Raw genomic sequence first — 18,241 nt, forward strand, 5'->3', positions numbered from 1 at the left:
GGGACCGGCCGTGACGCCCGGACTCCATGTCCGAAATCCGCCGGAACCATGCCCTCGGCTCGCGGACAATGGGAACCGTGATCGATGAAGAGACCAGGTACGAGGCGGTACGCAGCCGCGATGCCCGCTTCGACGGGGAGTTCTTCTTCGCCGTCGAGACCACCGGCATCTACTGCCGTCCCAGCTGCCCCGCGGTGACCCCCAAACGGCAGAACGTCCGCTACTACCCCACCTCGGCGGCGGCCCAGCGCTCCGGCTTCCGGGCCTGCCGCCGCTGCCGCCCCGACGCGGTACCCGGCTCCGCCGAGTGGAACACCCGCGCCGACACCGTCGCCCGCGCCATGCGCATGATCGGTGACGGCGTCATCGACCGCGAGGGCGTCGCCGGACTCGCCACCCGGCTCGGCTACAGCGCCCGCCAGGTCCAGCGCCAGCTCACCGCCGAACTCGGCGCGGGCCCGGTCGCCCTCGCCCGCGCGCAGCGCGCGCACTCCGCTCGCGTCCTCCTCCAGACCACCGCCCTGCCCGTCACCGAGATCGCGTTCGCCGCCGGGTTCGCCAGCGTCCGCCAGTTCAACGACACCATCCGCGACGGCTACGGCACGACCCCCACCGGACTGCGCGCCGCCGCGCCCCGCGGCCCGCGCGGCCCGGTCACCCCGTCGACCGGCCTCCCCCTGCGCCTCGCCCACCGGGGCCCCTGCCCGACCGGGCCCCTCCTCGACCTGCTCGCCGAGGAGGCCGTCCCCGGCATCGAGGAGGTCACCGGGGCCCCGGGCGCCCGCGTCTACCGCCGCACCCTGCGGCTGCCGCACGGCGCGGGTGTCGTCGCCGTGGACGAACGCCCCGGCGGACCCCGCCGCACCGCCACCGGCGGCATCCGGCACGGCGGCTGGCTCGACGCCCGGCTGCATCTCACCGATCTGCGGGACCTGACCACCGCCGTCCAGCGACTGCGGCGCCTGTTCGACCTGGACGCCGACCCCTACGCCGTGGACGAACGCCTCGGCGCGGACCCCCGGCTCGCCCCGCTCGTCGCCGCCCGCCCCGGACTGCGCGCACCTGGCACCGCCGACCCCGACGAACTGGCCGTCCGCGCGCTGCTCGGCCCCGCCGACGTCCGGCGGCTCGTCGCCCGCTACGGCAAGGCACTCGACGCCCCGTCCGGCACCCTCACCCATCTCTTCCCCGAGCCCGCCGTGCTCGCCGCCGCCGAACCCGGGGGCCTTCTCGGCGCGCTCACCACCGCGCTCGCCGACGGCACGCTGCGCCTCGACGCGGGCGCCGACCGTGACACCGCCCACCGCGCCCTGCTCGCCCTGCCCGGTATGGACCCGGGCACCGCCGCGACGATCCGCGCCCGCGCCCTCGGCGACCCGGACGCGGCCCCGGAACCCGGTTCATACGGTCTGCCCGTCCCGGACGCCTGGCGGCCCTGGCGTGCCTACGCCCTGTGGCATCTGTGGGCGGCGGGCACGCCACCGCACGCCGTGGCCACCCCCTGCCCGCGCCCCGCACCCCGACCGCACACCCCGACAGGGAGCCCGTGATCACCATGACCGGCCCGAGCACGACCGCCACCACCGCACCCGTCGTCCTCTGCACCACCCTCGACAGCCCCCTCGGCCCGCTGCTGCTCACCGCCGACGACTCCGGGGCCCTCACCTCGCTGTCCGTCCCCGGGCAGAAGGGCGGACGGACGTCCGAGGACGGCTGGCGCACCGCGGAGGAACCGTTCCGGGACGCCCGCGAACAGCTCGCCGCCTACTTCGCCGGGGAACGTACGGAGTTCCGGCTCCCGCTGCGCCCCGAGGGCACCGAGTTCCGGCGCCGCGTCTGGGACGCCCTCGACGCCGTGCCCTACGGCACGACCACCAGCTACGGCGAGCTGGCCGCGCGGATCGGCGCGTCCCGTGCCGCCGTCCGCGCGGTGGGCGGCGCGATCGGCGCGAACCCGCTGCTCGTGCTGCGCCCCTGCCACCGGGTCATCGGCGCCGACGGCTCCCTCACGGGGTACGCGGGCGGCCTCGACCGCAAGCGGCTGCTGCTCGCACTGGAGGGGTCCGGACCTGGGGGAGCACCGGTACCGCCGTCGGCCTGAGAATGGTGGTCGTCCGCGAGGGACCATGGAGGTCTTGAGATTCAGGGGCGGGCGCCGGTACGGAGCAAGGAGCACGGGTGTCGCAGGAACGGTCCGGTCCGGTCGAGCGGATGGAGCGCCACCAGATCGCGGTGTATCTCGGCGCGATGGCGGCGGGCGCCCTGACCGGCTGGGCGGCCCCGGCGGCCGGACCGGGCCTGGAGCACGCCATCAACCCGGTGCTCGGCGCGCTGCTGTTCGTCACCTTCCTCCAGGTCCCGGCCGCCGAGCTGGTCCGCTCCCTGCGCGACGGGCGGTTCCTGTCCGCCGCCCTGGTGGTGAACTTCGTGGTGGTGCCGCTGGTGGTCGCCGCGATGTTCGTCCTGCTGCCCGCCGACCAGGCCGTACGGATCGGGGTCCTGCTGGTCCTGCTGTGCCCGTGCGTGGACTACGTGATCGTGTTCTCCGGACTCGCCGGCGGCTCCGCGCGCAGGCTGCTGGCCGCGACCCCGCTGCTGCTGGTCGCGCAGATGCTCCTGCTGCCCGGATTCCTGTATCTGTTCATGGGCCCGGACCTCGCCGACATCGTCGAGACCGGGCCGTTCGTGGAGGCGTTCGCCGTCCTCATCGTCGTCCCGCTGGCGCTGGCCTGGGCCCTCCAGGCATGGGCCGCGCGCCGCCCGGCCGGGCAGCGGGTCTCCGACGCCGCGACGGCCACGATGGTGCCGCTGATGGCCGCCACGCTGCTGGTCGTGGTCGCCTCCCAGGTCCCCAAGCTGGGCGCCGGCCTCACCGATGTCGCGGCCGTCGTCCCGTTCTACGTGGCGTTCCTCGTCGTCATGGCCTTCGCGGGGAAGGCCGTCGCCCGGGTGTTCCGGCTGGACGCCCCCGCCTCCCGGGCCGTCGTCTTCTCCGGCGCGACCCGCAACTCCCTGGTCGTCCTGCCCCTCGCACTGGCGCTGCCCGACGCCCTGTCGGTGGCCGCGGTCGTGGTGGTCACCCAGACCCTGGTCGAGGTCCTCGGCATGGTCGCCTACGTCCGCCTCGTCCCCCGTCTCGTCCCCGACCGCGAGGCCACCGTCACCGTCTGATCCCGGTCCCCACGCACCGGTCCGGTCGCACCCGACCCGTACGGCCGAACGGGTGAGCGGGCCGGGTCCTGGCCGGTTCGGGCTCATGGCGTGGTCCCCCGTGGCGGGAGCGCTAGCCCCACAGCACCGTGCCCAGCCACGCGCCCGCGACCAGCAGGCAGGCGCACCACTCGACGAGGACGCTCCAGCCTCCGGCCCGCAGCGCGGTACGGGTCGAGGCGACCGCCTCGCCGTGGCCGCCCAGCCGTACCCGCTCCGCGAGATAGATACCGCCGACGAAGCCGGGCACCGACCCCACCACCGGCACCAGACAGAAACCGACGACCGAGCCGAGCCCCGCGTACAGGGCCATCCGGCGGGTGGCGCCGCTGTGCCGCAGTCTGCGGGGCGGCAGCTGCCAGCGCACCGCCTGCGCCACCAGCATCAGCACGGTGGAACCGACGAGGACCCCCCACGCGGTCGTCCGGGTGTCCTGCACCGCCCACCACGCCACCGCCGCCCACACCAGCCACGAACCCGGCACGCCCGGCACCAGCACCCCGCACAGGCCGAGCAGCATCACCACGCCGACCAGCAGGAGTTCCCACGCTCCCATCCGCCCAGCCTGCCGGAGTACGCCCCGCCGCGCGCGCCGGGCGTCGGGAGCCTTCGGCGGCTCCGGGCTCCGGACCCGCCGCCGGGTCAGGGGGTCCGGGACACCCAGCCGCGCTCGTACGCGTGCCAGCCGAGCTGGAGCCGGGTCGTCACGTCCGCCAGTTCCATCAGCCGTTTCACCCGGCGCTGCACGGTCCGCAGCCCGAGTTCCAGCTGATGCGCGGCGCTCGCGTCGGTCAGTCCCATCAGCAGCAGCGAGAGGATCTCCAGATCGAGCGCGTCCGGTCCGTCGGGGGACGGCGCCGCGACGGTGCCGCCCCGGCCCAGCCGCAGCGGGAGCGCCTCCCGCCAGACCGCCTCGAACAGCCCGGACAGCGACTCCAGGAGGCCGCAGCTGTGCACGACGAGCGCGGACGGCTCGGCCGAGTGCGCCACCAGGGGCACCATCGCCAGCGAACGGTCCGCTATCAGCAGCTTCGTCGGGACGCGGTCCGCGACCCGGACCTCCTCGTCCCGGCCGAGCGCGGCGGACAGCTCCCGCACCCCGGTCGGCTGCGACAGCACCTCGCGCTCGACCACCACCCGGTACGCGACGCCGCGTCCCGCTGCAGCCGCCTCGGCCTCGTTGTCGGCGCCCGACACGGCGATCGGGTCGCCGGTCACCAGGGCGCAGACCTCGCGGTGCGCGCCGAGCTGGAGCTGGAGGAAGCGCTGGGCGATCGCGCCGGTGCCGGTCACCACCTCGACCAGGTCGTGCACGGCGGGTGCGGCGGCCCGTTCCTGGTACTCCTGCGCCAGCAGCGCGGCCGAGAGCTCCGCCCGCTCCAGCTCCCGGCGGCGGCGGGCCAGCAGGGCGGCGAGGGCGACTCCCGGGGGTGCGGCCACCCAGCGGCCCGGGCGGCCCGACGCCTGTGCGGCGAGGCCGTGCCGTTCCAGCTGGCGCAGGGCCCGGTCGGTGGCCGGTTCCGCGAGGGTGAGCCTGCGGGCCAGTTCGGGGATGTCGGCGGCGCCCACCGCCACGAGGGCGCGGTACGCGGATTCGTGCACCTCGTCCAGTCCCAGTGCGGACAGCATCAGACGGTGTCCCTCCCCGTTCGTTCATGTGCAGTATGCGGGTCGCCTTCGCTTGCGCTTCCCAGGTCCGTCCGGCGGGACGCACTTCGTTCCTGTGCCGTCGTTCGTCGTTTTCGCGCAGTTCCCCGCGGGTCGCCTTCGCTTGCGCTTCCAGGTCCGTCCGGCGGGGCGTGCTTCGTTCCTGTGCCGTCGTTCGTGGGGTGCGCAGTTCCCCGCGCCCCTGGATGCTGCCTCCTGGTGTCGCTCGTCGGGTGCGGGCCTGTTCTCGTCTTTGCGCAGTTCCCCGCGCCCCTTTGGGGCGCGTTCTGCTTGTTCTTCGGGTCGGTGCCGGTCGGGATTCTCCGTCCTCGCTCCAACGCGCTCGGTACGACGTGTCCTTACCCGGCTGAAGAGCATCGGAGTCTGCGGGCAGAGATTCCCGCCCACCCCCTTCGCTGAGTCCTGCGACTGCGCGAGGAGGGTGTGCCAACCCCGCCCGGGCTGACGCCGGCCCGCAGACGGACGGCAGCCCCAGTCGGCCGCCCCCAAAGGGGCGCGGGGAACTGCGCAAAGACGAGGGCCGACCCGCACCCGAGGAGCGACCGCAAGAGGGCAGCATCCAGGGGCGCGGGGAACTGCGCAAAGACGAGGGCCGACCCGCACTCGAAGAGCGACCGCAAGGGGGCAGCATCCAGGGGCGCGGGGAACTGCGCGAGCAACCACGGGCCACCCGCAGCCGAACGGCTACCGCAGGGGGCGCCCCCAAAGGGGCGCGGGGAACTGCGCAAAGACGAGGGCCGACCCGCACCCGAGGAGCGACCGCAAGGGGGCAGCATCCAGGGGCGCGGGGAACTGCGCGAGCAACCACGGGCCACCCGCAGCCGAGCGGCTACCGCAGGGGGCGCCCCCAAAAGGGGCGCGGGGAACTGCGCACCCCCGGACGGCCCGCACGGGGACAGGTGCGTCCAGGTGGGGAACCCTATGGGGCGCGAGCGAAGGCGACCCGCGGGGAACTGCGCACCCCCGGAGTACCCGCACGGGAACAGGTACGTCCAGGTGGGGAACCTCAGAAGCGCAAGCGAAGGCGACCCGTGGTCTCACTTTGTCGATTCGTCTTCTTATGTATCGACGGATTTTCTGTATGACCGTTTTCGGGCGCCGCGGGCCGTGAACAATACCGCCATGAGCCAGCAGGGGGAGAAGCCGTCGGACCGCCAAGAGGACGACGGGTGGGGCGACTTGTACGCCGACTGGTCCGAGGGGCGGAGCGAGGACCCGGCCCCCGCCGGGGACACCGACACCGTCGACGACCGTTTCGTCTCCGTCGCCACCGTGACCGACACCGGCACAAGCGAGGCCGGGCCGGTGGAACCGCCCGAGGCGCCCGTACCCGCTCCGCGTCCGGCGGAGCCCGCGGTGGTGCCGCCGCCGTGGCAGCCCGCCGGCTCGTCCACCGGACCCCGTACCTTCCGGCTGGGCCGTCCCGCACGCGCGCGCCGGGAACGCGCCGAAGCGGGGGAGCCGCCGGTGGTCGCCCATGTGGGGGACCGTCCGCCCACGTACGAGGCCGAGCCCACCGCGCTGCCCGCCGCCGATCCGGAGGCGCTGGCGGAACTCGTGCCGGACACCGTGCTGGACGGGGCCCGGTACGGGACGTCCGTGCTGCGGGCCGTGTCCACCCGGGGGGACTCGGCCCGCTACCGGGGCGAGCACCGCGGGGACGCCCTGCTGACCGTCCGGTTCGGCGGCGGCGACGACGCGCTGGTCCTGGTGGCCCTGGCCACCGGCGCCCGCGGTTCGGCGACCGCCCGGCCCGACGCCGTCGAGGCCACCCGGTGGATCGCCGGTGCCGTCGGCCGCAGTCACGCCCGGCTCGCGGGGGACATCCGGGCGGCCCGCCGGGGCGATCTGAAGTCCGGACTGCACCGGCTCACCGACCGCGGTCTCGGGATGCTCCGCGCCCGGGCCGGCGAGGCGCCGCCGGAGCACCCGGTGAGCCTGCGCTGTCTGCTGCTGCCCGCCGACCCGGCCTGCCGGACCCGGGTCTTCTTCGGTGTCGGTGACGGCGGACTGTTCCGGCTGCGCGACGGTGAATGGCAGGACATCGAACCCCGGGCCACCGACGCCGCCGGTGAGCCGGTGATGGGCTTCGGCTCACCGCCGGACGCGAGCGTCCCGGACGACCCGCAGGCCGGGGAGCCGGGGATCGCCGCGCCTCCGAGCCCCTACGAACCGGCCCGGGAACAGCCCCGCGACCCGTTCCGCTTCCGGGCGTCCGTCGCCCGCCCGGGGGACACCCTGCTGCTGTGCTCACGCGGCCTCGCGGAACCCCTGCGCGGGGAGCGGGCGCTGGCCGCGCATCTCACGTCCCGCTGGTCGGAGGGACCACCCGGGCTCGCCGCGTTCCTCGCGGACGCCACCGTCCGGGTCAAGGGCTACTCCGACGACCGCACCGCCGCCGCCGTCTGGGAGGCGTGATCCCGCGGCCTGTGAATTCATGGACGCAGCACATACCGGGCCCGTGAGCGGGTACCCGGCGCTGCGACCGGAGAACACAGGCGACGCGAAGGAGCGGCGCCCGCGACACGGACGGGGTACGTGAGCTCATGGCCAAGCAGAACGTCGCCGAACAGTTCGTCGACATCCTTTCCCGCGCGGGCGTCAAGCGGCTCTACGGGGTCGTGGGCGACAGCCTTAACCCGGTGGTCGACGCGATCCGCCGCAGCCCGGACATGGACTGGATCCATGTCCGGCACGAGGAGACCGCCGCCTTCGCGGCGGGTGCCGAGGCCCAGATCACGGGGCAGCTCGCCGCGTGCGCCGGGTCCTGCGGGCCCGGCAATCTGCATCTCATCAACGGTCTGTACGACGCGCACCGCTCGATGGCCCCGGTCCTCGCGCTCGCCTCGCACATCCCGTCCAGCGAGATCGGTCTCGGCTACTTCCAGGAGACCCATCCGGACCAGCTGTTCCGCGAGTGCAGCCACTACAGCGAGCTGATCTCCAACCCCAAGCAGATGCCCCGGCTGCTCCAGACGGCGATCCAGCACGCCGTCGGACAGGGCGGGGTCAGTGTCGTCTCGCTGCCCGGGGACATCGCCGACCAGCCCGCCCCCGACAAGGCCGCCGAGAGCGCGCTGGTCACCTCACGGCCGACCGTGCGGCCCGGCGACGAGGAGATCGACAAGCTGGTCCGGATGATCGACGCCGCCGACAAGGTCACGCTCTTCTGCGGCAGCGGTACGGCCGGGGCGCACTCCGAGGTCATGGAGTTCGCCGGGAAGGTGAAGTCCCCGGTCGGGCATGCGCTGCGCGGCAAGGAGTGGATCCAGTACGACAATCCGTACGACGTGGGGATGAGTGGGCTGCTGGGTTACGGCGCGGCCTATGAGGCGACCAACGAGTGCGATCTGCTGATCCTGCTGGGCACCGACTTCCCGTACAACGCGTTCCTGCCCGACGACGCGCTGATCGCGCAGGTCGATGTCCGGCCCGAACGGCTCGGGCGGCGGTCCAAGCTGGACCTCGCGGTGTGGGGCGATGTCCGGGAGACCCTGCGGTGTCTGATCCCGCGGGTGAAGGAGAAGAGCAACCGGCGCTTCCTGGACAAGATGCTGAAGAAGCACGCCGACGCGCTCGAAGGGGTCATCAAGGCGTACACCCGCAAGGTCGACAAGCACATCCCCATCCACCCCGAGTACGTCGCCTCGGTCCTCGACGATCTCGCGGCCGAGGACGCCGTGTTCACCGTCGACACCGGGATGTGCAACGTGTGGGCCGCCCGCTATCTCTCGCCGAACGGCCGCCGCCGCATCATCGGCTCGTTCTCCCACGGCTCCATGGCCAACGCCCTGCCGCAGGCCATCGGCGCCCAGTTCGTGGACCGGCGACGCCAGGTCGTCTCGATGTCCGGGGACGGCGGCTTCACCATGCTGATGGGTGACTTCCTCACCCTCGTCCAGTACGACCTGCCGGTGAAGGTGGTCCTGTTCAACAACTCGTCGCTCGGCATGGTCGAACTGGAGATGCTGGTCGCGGGGCTGCCCTCGTACGGCACCACCAATCTCAATCCGGACTTCGCCGCGGTGGCGCGGGCGTGCGGTGCCTTCGGGGTCCGGGTCGAGAAGCCCAAGGATCTGACGGGGGCGCTGAAGGCGGCGTTCCGGCACAAGGGACCGGCCCTGGTCGATGTGGTCACCGACCCCAACGCGCTGTCCATCCCGCCGAAGATCAGCGCCGAGATGGTCACGGGCTTCGCCCTGTCGGCCTCGAAGATGGTTCTCGACGGAGGTGTGGGGCGGATGGTGCAGATGGCCCGTTCCAACCTCCGCAACGTGCCCCGGCCTTGACATCCGGCCGGTCCGCAGGGTGTGCGCGGGGCCCGCGCCCACCCCCGCGCCGCGCACCGGCGCACGCCACACCCGTCACAGCCGAGGCGATCGGGAGGCGTGCCCGCGACCGTCGCGGGCATGCATTCCGGTGTACGTGTTCGACCGACGTTCGGAAGAGGTGGACGGCATCATGCGGGCGGGGGCCATGACGGGGCAGGCAAGGGTGCGACGGCTGAGGAGAAGACTCGCGCGGGCGGATCTGCGGGCGGTGCCCGAGTCCCGCCGCGCGGTGCGCGAACTTCTCGGGCACTGGGGCGAGCCGGGGCAGGCGGAGACCGCCGAACTGCTCACCAGTGAACTCGTCACCAACGCACTCGTCCATACGGAACGTCCGGCGGTTCTCACGGTCGCGGCGGGACCGCGGCGACTGCGGGTGGAGGTGCGGGACTTCGTCCGCCGGCGCCCGAGGAGCCGGGTCCCGGTTCCCGACGAGGGGACGGGCGGCCGGGGGCTGATGCTGGTGGAGTCGCTGGCGGACGCGTGGGGGGTGAAGGGCCTCGGCTTCGGCAAGGCGGTGTGGTTCGAACTGGACAGCGGACGCTCGTGAGCGCTCCGCCGGCGCCGTGCACCGCCCTGGAACGGGGCCGGGGCGGCGGCACGGCTCACGCCGTGCACCGCCGCCCCGAAAGCGCCGTTCAACCGGTCGGCGTGGCCGACCGGGACTCAGCCGAACTGCTGCTCAAGGTCCTTGAGCTTGCGCTCCAGGGAATCGAGCCTCGGCAGGGCCTGGGTGTCGTCCTCGGCCGTCAGGTCGACGGTGATCGGTTCACTTTTGCGCCGGACGGGCGTGAGGGAGGGACGGGAAGCGACGGGGGGCAGTGGCTCGGGGTCCGATATAGCGGGGTCCGAGCCGCCACCGCCACCACCGCCGCTCATCGCGGGCTGCATGTCGACCTGCCGGCCACCACCGCCGCCACCGCCACCGCGCGGGAGGATGCCGCGGGGCTGGCTCCGGCTTATGGCCTTCAGCTGAGCACGCTTCAGCTTGTCCTGCTCACGCCTGATCTGACGGTTGTGCAGCTTCTGCCGGCGGTCCTCACGGACCTCGTCGACCGCTTCGTCCAGGGTGCGCACGTTCTCCAGCAGCATCAGCGACCAGGCGGCGAAGGTCTCGCGGGGCGCGCGCAGCCAGCGGACCACCCGGATCTGCGGCAGCGGACGGGGCACCAGGCCCTGCTCGCGGAGCGCGGCCCGACGGGTCTGCTTCAGCGCGCGGTCGAAGAGCACGGCCGCCGACAGGGACATACCGGCGAAGAAGTGCGGGGCGCCCGCGTGGTCGAGGCCACGGGGGGCGTGCACCCAGTTGAACCAGGCGGCGGCACCGGCGAACGTCCACACCAGCAGTCGCGAACCGAGGGCCGCGTCACCGTGGCTGGCCTCGCGCACCGCGAGGACGGAGCAGAACATCGCCGCGCCGTCGAGACCGAACGGGACCAGGTACTCCCAGCCGCCGGACAGGTTCAGGTTCTGCCGGCCGAAGCCGACCAGGCCGTGGAAGGACAGCGCCGCGGCGACCGCCGCACAGCAGAACAGCAGCAGATAGGAGGCGGTGCCGTACATCGCTTCCTTGCGCCTGCGGCGTTCCTCGGTGCGCTCCCAGCTGTCGTCCGCGGGCTTGGTCGAGTCCTTGGCCCGCTTGGACCGCGCCAGCACCGCAACCGCCGCCAGTATGCCCAGGAGCAGTACGGCGCCCGGAAGCAACCAGTCAAGCGATATGTCGGTCAATCTCATCACGCGTCCCTTGCATCGCAGTAGGGCTTTTCGGGCGTCATCGTTCCTCAAACCCGGAGCCGCTCAGGGGGTTTCGGTGCAAGAGAACGCCAAGGGGGTGTGGGGAGCCGCCAAGTGCCGCCGTCCGCTCGAACTCCCACGCGATTCGTGCGAGTTGAGTTCGAGAAACACTACCGGTACGGGTGGTTCAGGAGGAAGCTGCTTCGCCCAACCTGGCTACCCTATCCGCATCGCACGTGCGAGGGCACGTCACACAGGTGTCCTCGGGCCGCAGCGTGTAGAACATGCAGCAGCTCGCGCGGTCCCGGGTGGCCAGGGATTCACCGGCCGGACCGGTCAGCGAACGGAATCCGGCCGCGCCCACGTACGGCTGGGTGGCCCCGGGCAGCAGCTGTTCCAGCTCACTCATCCCGCGCCCCTCCTCGCCGAGGAGATGCGCGATGTACCAGAGGCCCTCGACGATCTCGTCGGTCGCCATGCCCCACAGCGCCCGGCCCCGGCGCCGCATCCGCGGCCCGAACGCGCCGAGCAGCGGCTCCAGATGCTCCGCGACCGCGGCCCGGACCTCCTCGCGCAGGGCGTGTTCGTCCGCCACGACCCGGGCGTCGGGGTGATCCGCGAGCGGGTCGTCGGCCAGACACGCGAACTCGCCCGTCCGTACGGCCATCCGGCCGAGCGCGCGCTGGAACGCGACGCGTTCGGCGGGGAAGCGGGGGACCCTGCGGTGCAGGAACCAGGGCATGGTGACGAGCAGACAGGCGGGCCAGGCGTAGCGGTGCAGCCCGAAACTGGCGACGACATCGGGACGGGCCCGGGTGCCGTAGTCCTTGAGCACCTGCGCGTCGTCCCAGTCGAGGAAGGAGTCCAGCTCCGCGCCGCCCCGCGCGAGCTCCGCCGCGGTCACCCAGCCGCTGCCTCCGGGCAGCGGGTCACCCGGACCCAGCTCCTCGATCCGCACACCCGGGAACACCTCGGTGAGCCGGGCATACGCCGCGGCCACGGGGGAGGACGCCTCCGGCGCCGCGGCCAGGGTGGGAGCGCTCATACGGGACCACCGAATCACGATCTTCTACAGGTAAGGCTAACCTTACAAGATGTGATCGAGGTTTGAACTGAGGGCCCGTCCCCCTATCGTTCTCCGGGTGCGGCCGACCGGCCGCCGCAGCGCACGAGCGCCGGAGGAGGACCCGATGACCCGTCCCGGACCGCTCCCCGCCCCGGGCTCGACGGGCCCCGCACCCGGCGGCGGTGACCGTGCCTGCCCACCGCCCGGCCGTGCTCCCCGGCCCTTAGGGCCCCCGGAGGCCCCCTGGTGCCCGGTCGGCGGCGACACCCGTGTCCCCCCGCAGCCCCGCCCCCAGCCCGACCCCCGGTCCCGTCCGGCCCCCCAGCCCGACCCGCAGGCCGCGGACACCCCCCGCCCCGCCCCCGTACCGCCGCCCGCCCCCGCACCGCCGTCCGCCCGGGAACCCACGACGGGCACGGTGCCCGCCCGGGGCGAGCACACCCACGGAGAACCCCCGCTGCCCCGCCGCCCCCGGCCGGTGGTCCGCGCGAGCGTACGGGGACAGGTCCTCGCCGCGCTGCGCGTCGCCCTCGTCGAAGGGGAACTCGCGCCCGGCGCGGTCTACTCGGCGCCCGTGCTGGGCGAACGGCTCGGCGTCTCCGCGACCCCCGTACGGGAGGCCATGCAGCAGCTCGCCGCGGAGGGGGCCGTCGAGGTCGTGCCCAACCGCGGCTTCCGGGTCGTGGAGCGCAGTGAGCGCCAGCTCGCCGAGCTGGCGGAGGTCCGGGCGCTGATCGAGGTGCCGGTGATGCTCCGGCTGACCCAGTCGGTGTCCGCCGCCCGCTGGGCGGAGCTGCGTCCGCTGGCCGAGGCCACCGCCGTCGCGGCGGCGTGCGGGGACCGGGCGGCCTACGCCGAGTCCGACCGCGCGTTCCACCGGGCGCTGCTGGGCCTGTCGGGCAACCAGCAGCTCGTCCAGGTCGCCGACGATCTTCACCGCCGCGCCCAGTGGCCCCTGATCAGCGGCCCCCTCCCGATGCGCCGCGCCGACCTCGTCTCCGACGCGGCCGAGCACAGCGCCCTTCTCGACGCCCTCACGGCCCGCGACGCCACCAAGGTCCAGTCCCTGGTCCGAAACCACTTCGCAGGCACCTGACCCAACCAACGCCCGACACCCGGACGCATTACCCAGGGGCGCGGGGAACTGCGCGTACTCCAGCCCCGGACACCGGTGAAGCAACGGACAAGCCCCCGGCCGACCCCGGGAACCGGCGAGCCGACGTCCGACACCCGGACGCATTACCCAGGGGCGCGGGGAACTGCGCGTACCCCAGCCCCGGACACCGGCGAGCGAACGCCCGACGCCCGGACGTACTACCCAGGGGCGCGAGGAACTGCGCGTACCTCAGCCCCGGACACCGGTGAAGCATCGGACAAGCCCCCGGCCGACCCCGGACACCGGTGAGCCGACGTCCGACACCCGGACGCATTACCCAGGGGCGCGGGGAACTGCGCGTACCCCAAACCCGTAAACCGGCGAGGCAACGGACAAGCCCCCGGCCGACCCCGGACACCGGCGAGCCAACGTCCGACACCCGGACGCATTACCCAGGGGCGCGGGGAACTGCGCGTACCTCAGCCCGTATGCCGGTGAAGCATCGGACAAGCCCCCGGCCGACCCCGGACACCGGTGAAGCATCGGACAAGCCCCGGGGACCGGCGGCGCGCCCCGGGGAACCGGCGGGCAACGGGAGGCGGCGCCCCGTCACACCGCCTGAACCCCCCGAGCCTGCGCAGCGACAAGCTGCGGACCCAACCACGTGGGGACGCCCCCCAACAACCGCAGCAACCGCGCGGCCTCCTGCCGCAGCCTCGTCGCCTCCGGCTCCGTCTCGGCCTGCGCGAGCGACGCCAACGCGGGCGCCGTACCGACGAGATACCCCAGCTCCTCCCGGATGCGCAGCGACTCCGCGAACCCGTGCCGCGCCTCCGCCAGCTCCCCGTCCGCGAGCGCGAGCCCCGCCAGCTGCCGCCAGGTGAAGGACAGCAGCAGCGCGTCCCCGGAGGCGGTGGCCCCCGCGTGGGCCCGCCGGTACGCCGCGCGAGCGGACTGCGGCGAGTCCGACAGGTTCTCGGCGATCAGTCCGCGCCGGAAGTCGAGCAGGGCCCGCGCCTGCGCCCCGGGCGCGATGAGCGCGGCGGCCCGCCCCAGCGCGGACCGCGCCTCGTCGGCCCGGTCCCGTACCCCGAGCAGTGTCGAGGCGTAGGCCAGGTGCCCCCGCTCGCACGCGGCGGCCCCGCGTTCGTCGTCACCCTGGGCCAGCGCCTCGGCGGTCCGCAGCGCGTCCTCCGCCTCCGCCCAGCCCTGCGCCGTGTAGAGGCAGCGTTCCCCCAGCAGGGCCACCCGCTGGAGCGCGGCCCCCGCGTCCGTGGCGGCGCGCCGCTCCAGCAAGGCTGCCGCGTCGGTCCAGCAGGCGCGCGAACGCAACCGCCATACCGCGGTCTGGAGTGGATCGTCACCTTTGGTCGTTCCTGTACCAGACCTGGCGGTATACGCCACATTGCCCTCCCGGAGCACACCCGTGCGTCTTGAGCCGATGCGGAATCTCAGCATGGATCGGCACACCCGGCCAAGGGGGTAGGTGAAGGATTTCACAAAGTCCTGGGGTGCGAAACCTGTTCGACCGGGGTAGAAGCGACGACCCGGAACCCGCGCGGCCCCTTGGGACGTCAGCTCATCCGCAGCGCGAGGAAGAAATCGAGCTTGTCCTCAAGGCGCGACAGATCCCGTCCCGTCAACTGCTCGATACGCCCGACGCGGTAGCGCAGCGTGTTGACGTGGAGGTGCAGCCGCGCCGCGCAGCGGGTCCATGAGCCGTCGGAGTCCAGGAACGCCTCCAGCGTCGCGATCAGCTCCGCCCGGTGCCGCTGGTCGTACTCCCGCAGCGGGTCGAGCAGTCGCGCGGTGAACGCGCGCCGCACGTCGTCCGGCACGAACGGCAGCAGCAGGACGTGCGACGCCAGCTCCTGGTGGCCCGCCGCGCTGACCCGCCCCGGGCGGGCCGCGGCGACCCGGCGGGCGTGCCGGGCCTCCTCCAGCGCCCCGCGCAGCCCCTCCGCCGAGTGGACCGTGGCGCTCACCCCGAGGGTGAGCCGTCCCTCGTCGCCCAGCCCCGCCGACAGCGGCTCCCGCACCGTCCGCAGCAGGATGTCGGCGGCCAGCTCGCAACCGGTCGTGCCGTCCACGGGAGCCCCGTCGGCGGCCACCGCGGGCAGCGGTACCAGCGCGACGGCCTCGTCCCCCGCGTGGGTGACGGCGATCCGGTCCGACGGCTCGGTCCCGGCCGTCCGGGGGTCGACCAGGATCTCCTCCAGCAGCGCCTGGACGGCCGCCCCGCCGTCACCCGTGTCCGGGGTCCGCTCGGCGCCGTCCGGCTCACCGCGCCAGTCGACCTTGGCCACGACCACCTGCCAGTGCGGCGCCGCCGTGAGGCCCGGCAGCAGCACCGGGGCCGCGACCCGCAGCCGGGCCGCGATCTCGGTGGGCGCGGCGCCCGACCGCACCAGCTCCAGCACCTCGTGCGCGAGCCGCCGCCGGACCGTGCGGGCCGAGTCCCGGCGGTCCCGTTCCACCGCGATCAGCTGGGTCACCCCGCGCAGCAGGTCCAGACGCTCCTCGGGCCACTCCCCGGCGTCCGCCGCCACCGCGAGCACCCACTGGGCGAGGGCGCCCTCCCGGCCGCCGCCCCCGGCGCCCCGCGTCCCGCGCACCGGGAACAGCGAGTACGTGGTCCCGCCGACGGCCGTCCGGTGCGGTCCTCGCCGCCCGCCCCGCACCGCCGCCAGATGGGCCGCGGCGAGCTCCGTACGCGTCTCGGCCGGCAGGTCCCGGCCGGGGCCGTGCGGCCCGGCGATCCGGCGTCCGGTCGGGGACAGCACCCAGGCCCGCAGATCCAGGTCCGAGCCCAGCAGGTCCAGTACGGCGTCGGGGCCGCCGCCCGCGGGCCCGGAGGTCATCAGCCTGCGGTGCCGGTCCACGACCGCCGCGAGGTCACCGGCCCGCTCGCCCGACACCTGGCGCACCACGTGCTCGGTGATCGTCGCGAACGCCACCCGCTCGTTCACCGCGAAGAGCGGCAGCCGGTGCTTGGCGCAGGCCCGCACCATGTCCTCGGGGACATCCCCCAGCTCCGCCTCCCCGGCCGCCAGCGCCACGACCCCGGCGCCCGCCAGGATGCGTACGAACGGCTCGGAGTCCGCCGGTCCGCGCCGCCACGCCAGCCCCGTCAGGACCAGCTCGCCCCCCGACAGATAGCGGCTGGGGTCCCGCAGATCGGTGGTCATCACCCCGCGCACCGTCCGGTCCAGCTCGTCCTCGCCGCCGAGCAGCCGCAGCCCCAGCGCGTCCGTGTCCAGCAGTGCGCGCAGCCGCATGGTGTCGTCGCCGCCGTTCTGTTCCGTCGTGATCCGGTCATGGCACGGGCCGATGGGTGACGGCCCGTGCCGGGCACCGCTGGACACGGGGAACGGGGGACCAGCGCCCACCCGCTCCCCGCCCGCGGCCTTCGCGAGCGGTGGTTTTCCGTACGAAGTCCCCGGGATGTCCGGGTCCCGTTGTTCATACGAATCTACAAGACTCGCGGAAGGGCGGAACGACCTCTTCATGGGTTCGTTGACTGACGCGGGGCCCCCACGAGCGGTGTACTGGAGGTACCGCGCGCTCAGCGCGGGCAACGGGCCCTCCGGCCGGCCCGCCCTCCCCGGGGCCACCGGACCGCCCACCGGACCGGGCCCGTGCGGCCCGGCACCCCGCCGACGCCCGACCCGAAGAGGGCCCGATGGACTTCCTCCGCCCCGCGACCTGGCAGGAGGCGCTGGCCGCGAAGGCCGCGCACCCCGCCGCCGTACCGATCGCAGGCGGCACCGATGTGATGGTCGGCATCAACTTCGACCATCTGCGTCCGGACCACCTGCTCGATCTGACCCGGATCGATGAGCTGTACGAGTGGGAGCGCGGCGAGCGGACCGTCCGGCTCGGCGCCTCCGTCCCCTACACCCGCGTCATGACCGAGCTGCGCGCCGAACTGCCCGGCCTCGCGCTCGCCGCGCACACCGTCGCCTCCCCGCAGATCCGCAACCGCGGCGGGGTCGGCGGCAACCTCGGCACCGCCTCGCCCGCCGGGGACGCCCACCCCGCGCTGCTCGCCGCCGGCGCCGAGATCGAGGCCGAGTCGGTGCGCGGCGTCCGGCGCATCCCCGTGGACGCCTTCTACACCGGGGTCAAGCGCAATGCCCTGGCCCCCGACGAGCTGATCCGCGCCGTCCATGTCGACACGGCCGACGGACCCCAGCAGTTCTCGAAGGTCGGCACCCGCAACGCGATGGTCATCGCCGTGTGCGCGTTCGCGTTCGCCCTGCACCCCCGGACCCGGACCGTCCGCACCGGCGTCGGCTCCGCCGCCCCCACCCCGATCCGGGCGGGCACCGCCGAGGAGTTCCTGACCGCCGCCCTCGACGAGGACGGCCTGTGGGACAGCGGACGGCCCGTCCCGCCCTCCGTCGCCAAGGAGTTCGCGGGGCTCTGCGCCGCCGCCTGCGCCCCGATCGACGATGTCCGCGGCACCGCCGCGTACCGCCGCCACGCGGTCGCCGTACTGGCCCGCCGCACCCTCACCTGGGCCTGGGAGTCGTACCGCCGCCCCGGCCCCGCGAGCGGAGGAGCCCTCTGATGCGTGTCACCTTCACCGTCAACGGCCGCACCCGGACCGCCGACGACGTCTGGGAGGGCGAGAGCCTGCTTCACGTCCTGCGCGAACGGCTCGGGCTGCCCGGCTCCAAGAACGCCTGCGAACAGGGCGAGTGCGGCTCCTGCACGGTCCGCCTCGACGATGTCCCCGTGTGCTCCTGCCTGGTCGCCGCCGGACAGGCCGAGGGCCGGGACGTGGTCACCGTCGAGGGCCTCGCCGAGCACGCCCGCCACCGCGCCGCCGAACGCGGACGCGAGCGGGACGTACCGGACACCGACCGTCCGGAACCGGCCACCGGCGGCCCGCGCACCGCCGGGGCCGACACCCTCGCCCCCGTCCAGCGGGCGTTCGTCGACGCGGGCGCCGTCCAGTGCGGCTTCTGCACCCCCGGACTCCTCGTCGCCGCCGACGACCTGCTGGCCCGCTGCCCCGACCCGTCCGACGCGGACATCCGCGAGGCGCTGTCCGGCAATCTGTGCCGCTGCACCGGCTACGAGAAGATCATGGACGCGGTACGGCTCGCCGCCGCCCGGCAGGAAGGCTCCTGA

15 protein-coding genes are annotated in these 18,241 nt (G+C 74.0%); 9 read left to right on the forward strand and 6 right to left on the reverse strand.

Annotation, left to right across the window (positions count from 1 at the left end; genetic code table 11):
• Positions 1 to 68 precede the first annotated feature (68 nt).
• From AB852_RS18745 to AB852_RS18755, 3 genes are all read left to right on the forward strand, one after another.
• Positions 69 to 1,550, forward strand: a complete 1,482-nt coding sequence (locus AB852_RS18745) for a bifunctional transcriptional activator/DNA repair enzyme AdaA (protein WP_107499282.1) — start codon at positions 69 to 71, stop codon at positions 1,548 to 1,550.
• Between the two features lie 5 nt (positions 1,551 to 1,555).
• Positions 1,556 to 2,101 (forward strand): methylated-DNA--[protein]-cysteine S-methyltransferase, encoded by a 546-nt coding sequence (locus AB852_RS18750; RefSeq protein WP_107499293.1) that lies wholly within the window; start codon positions 1,556 to 1,558, stop codon positions 2,099 to 2,101.
• Positions 2,102 to 2,178: 77 nt separating this feature from the next.
• Entirely contained in the window at positions 2,179 to 3,171 is a 993-nt protein-coding gene (locus AB852_RS18755) for an arsenic resistance protein (protein WP_073789782.1), read from the forward strand.
• Between the two features lie 112 nt (positions 3,172 to 3,283).
• Here the strand turns inward: AB852_RS18755 and AB852_RS18760 are convergent, their stop codons facing one another.
• Both AB852_RS18760 and AB852_RS18765 read right to left on the reverse strand, forming a co-directional pair.
• Complete coding sequence (locus tag AB852_RS18760) at positions 3,284 to 3,766, reverse strand: DUF456 domain-containing protein (RefSeq protein WP_073789784.1); 483 nt, start codon at positions 3,764 to 3,766, stop codon at positions 3,284 to 3,286.
• An 86-nt stretch (positions 3,767 to 3,852) separates the two neighbouring features.
• Positions 3,853 to 4,839 carry a helix-turn-helix domain-containing protein gene (locus AB852_RS18765; RefSeq protein ID WP_073789786.1) on the reverse strand — a complete coding sequence of 329 codons (987 nt, stop codon included), beginning with the start codon at positions 4,837 to 4,839 and terminating at the stop codon, positions 3,853 to 3,855.
• A 1,161-nt stretch (positions 4,840 to 6,000) separates the two neighbouring features.
• On the opposite strand from AB852_RS18765, the gene AB852_RS18770 reads away from it, so the two are divergent.
• The 3 genes from AB852_RS18770 to AB852_RS18780 all read left to right on the forward strand — a co-directional run bounded on the left by AB852_RS18770 (position 6,001) and on the right by AB852_RS18780 (position 9,756).
• Positions 6,001 to 7,296 (forward strand): protein phosphatase 2C domain-containing protein, encoded by a 1,296-nt coding sequence (locus AB852_RS18770; protein ID WP_073789789.1) that lies wholly within the window; start codon positions 6,001 to 6,003, stop codon positions 7,294 to 7,296.
• Between the two features lie 128 nt (positions 7,297 to 7,424).
• Positions 7,425 to 9,167 carry a pyruvate dehydrogenase gene (locus tag AB852_RS18775; RefSeq protein WP_073789791.1) on the forward strand — a complete coding sequence of 581 codons (1,743 nt, stop codon included), beginning with the start codon at positions 7,425 to 7,427 and terminating at the stop codon, positions 9,165 to 9,167.
• A 187-nt stretch (positions 9,168 to 9,354) separates the two neighbouring features.
• On the forward strand, positions 9,355 to 9,756 hold the full coding sequence (locus AB852_RS18780) for an ATP-binding protein (protein ID WP_245876829.1): 402 nt from the start codon (positions 9,355 to 9,357) through the stop codon (positions 9,754 to 9,756).
• A gap of 116 nt (positions 9,757 to 9,872) precedes the next feature.
• On the opposite strand, the gene AB852_RS18785 is transcribed toward AB852_RS18780, so the two are convergent.
• Both AB852_RS18785 and AB852_RS18790 read right to left on the reverse strand, forming a co-directional pair.
• Positions 9,873 to 10,940: a DUF2637 domain-containing protein gene (locus tag AB852_RS18785; protein WP_073789793.1), complete on the reverse strand. Its 1,068-nt coding sequence runs from the start codon at positions 10,938 to 10,940 to the stop codon at positions 9,873 to 9,875.
• A 187-nt stretch (positions 10,941 to 11,127) separates the two neighbouring features.
• The gene (locus tag AB852_RS18790; protein WP_073789795.1) at positions 11,128 to 11,985 is read right to left on the reverse strand and encodes a (2Fe-2S)-binding protein; all 858 of its coding nucleotides are present in this window, start codon (positions 11,983 to 11,985) and stop codon (positions 11,128 to 11,130) included.
• 439 nt (positions 11,986 to 12,424) lie between these two features.
• Between AB852_RS18790 and AB852_RS18795 the strand changes: the two genes are divergently transcribed.
• Positions 12,425 to 13,102: a GntR family transcriptional regulator gene (locus AB852_RS18795; protein ID WP_073789797.1), complete on the forward strand. Its 678-nt coding sequence runs from the start codon at positions 12,425 to 12,427 to the stop codon at positions 13,100 to 13,102.
• A 609-nt stretch (positions 13,103 to 13,711) separates the two neighbouring features.
• On the opposite strand, the gene AB852_RS18800 is transcribed toward AB852_RS18795, so the two are convergent.
• Positions 13,712 to 14,506, reverse strand: coding sequence for a hypothetical protein (locus AB852_RS18800; protein ID WP_073789799.1), 795 nt, complete (start codon positions 14,504 to 14,506; stop codon positions 13,712 to 13,714).
• Positions 14,507 to 14,676: 170 nt separating this feature from the next.
• Complete coding sequence (locus tag AB852_RS18805) at positions 14,677 to 16,380, reverse strand: PucR family transcriptional regulator (protein ID WP_073790464.1); 1,704 nt, start codon at positions 16,378 to 16,380, stop codon at positions 14,677 to 14,679.
• Positions 16,381 to 16,784: 404 nt separating this feature from the next.
• On the opposite strand from AB852_RS18805, the gene AB852_RS18810 reads away from it, so the two are divergent.
• Both AB852_RS18810 and AB852_RS18815 read left to right on the forward strand, forming a co-directional pair.
• Positions 16,785 to 17,675 carry an FAD binding domain-containing protein gene (locus AB852_RS18810; RefSeq protein WP_073789801.1) on the forward strand — a complete coding sequence of 297 codons (891 nt, stop codon included), beginning with the start codon at positions 16,785 to 16,787 and terminating at the stop codon, positions 17,673 to 17,675.
• On the forward strand, positions 17,675 to 18,241 hold the full coding sequence (locus AB852_RS18815) for a (2Fe-2S)-binding protein (RefSeq protein WP_073789803.1): 567 nt from the start codon (positions 17,675 to 17,677) through the stop codon (positions 18,239 to 18,241). Before AB852_RS18810 ends, AB852_RS18815 begins: the two co-directional genes overlap by 1 nt.

This window comes from Streptomyces uncialis (assembly GCF_001905345.1).
Taxonomy (GTDB): Bacteria; Actinomycetota; Actinomycetes; order Streptomycetales; family Streptomycetaceae; genus Streptomyces; species Streptomyces uncialis.

Coding starts and splice junctions, on each gene's coding strand:
- AB852_RS18745 (WP_107499282.1), top strand. CDS start 69: ATGGGAACCGTGATCGATGAAGAGACCAGGTACGAGGCGGTACGCAGC.
- AB852_RS18750 (WP_107499293.1), top strand. CDS start 1,556: ATGACCGGCCCGAGCACGACCGCCACCACCGCACCCGTCGTCCTCTGC.
- AB852_RS18760 (WP_073789784.1), bottom strand. CDS start 3,766: ATGGGAGCGTGGGAACTCCTGCTGGTCGGCGTGGTGATGCTGCTCGGC.
- AB852_RS18765 (WP_073789786.1), bottom strand. CDS start 4,839: ATGCTGTCCGCACTGGGACTGGACGAGGTGCACGAATCCGCGTACCGC.
- AB852_RS18770 (WP_073789789.1), top strand. CDS start 6,001: ATGAGCCAGCAGGGGGAGAAGCCGTCGGACCGCCAAGAGGACGACGGG.
- AB852_RS18775 (WP_073789791.1), top strand. CDS start 7,425: ATGGCCAAGCAGAACGTCGCCGAACAGTTCGTCGACATCCTTTCCCGC.
- AB852_RS18780 (WP_245876829.1), top strand. CDS start 9,355: ATGACGGGGCAGGCAAGGGTGCGACGGCTGAGGAGAAGACTCGCGCGG.
- AB852_RS18785 (WP_073789793.1), bottom strand. CDS start 10,940: ATGAGATTGACCGACATATCGCTTGACTGGTTGCTTCCGGGCGCCGTA.
- AB852_RS18790 (WP_073789795.1), bottom strand. CDS start 11,985: ATGAGCGCTCCCACCCTGGCCGCGGCGCCGGAGGCGTCCTCCCCCGTG.
- AB852_RS18805 (WP_073790464.1), bottom strand. CDS start 16,380: ATGCGGCTGCGCGCACTGCTGGACACGGACGCGCTGGGGCTGCGGCTG.
- AB852_RS18810 (WP_073789801.1), top strand. CDS start 16,785: ATGGACTTCCTCCGCCCCGCGACCTGGCAGGAGGCGCTGGCCGCGAAG.
- AB852_RS18815 (WP_073789803.1), top strand. CDS start 17,675: ATGCGTGTCACCTTCACCGTCAACGGCCGCACCCGGACCGCCGACGAC.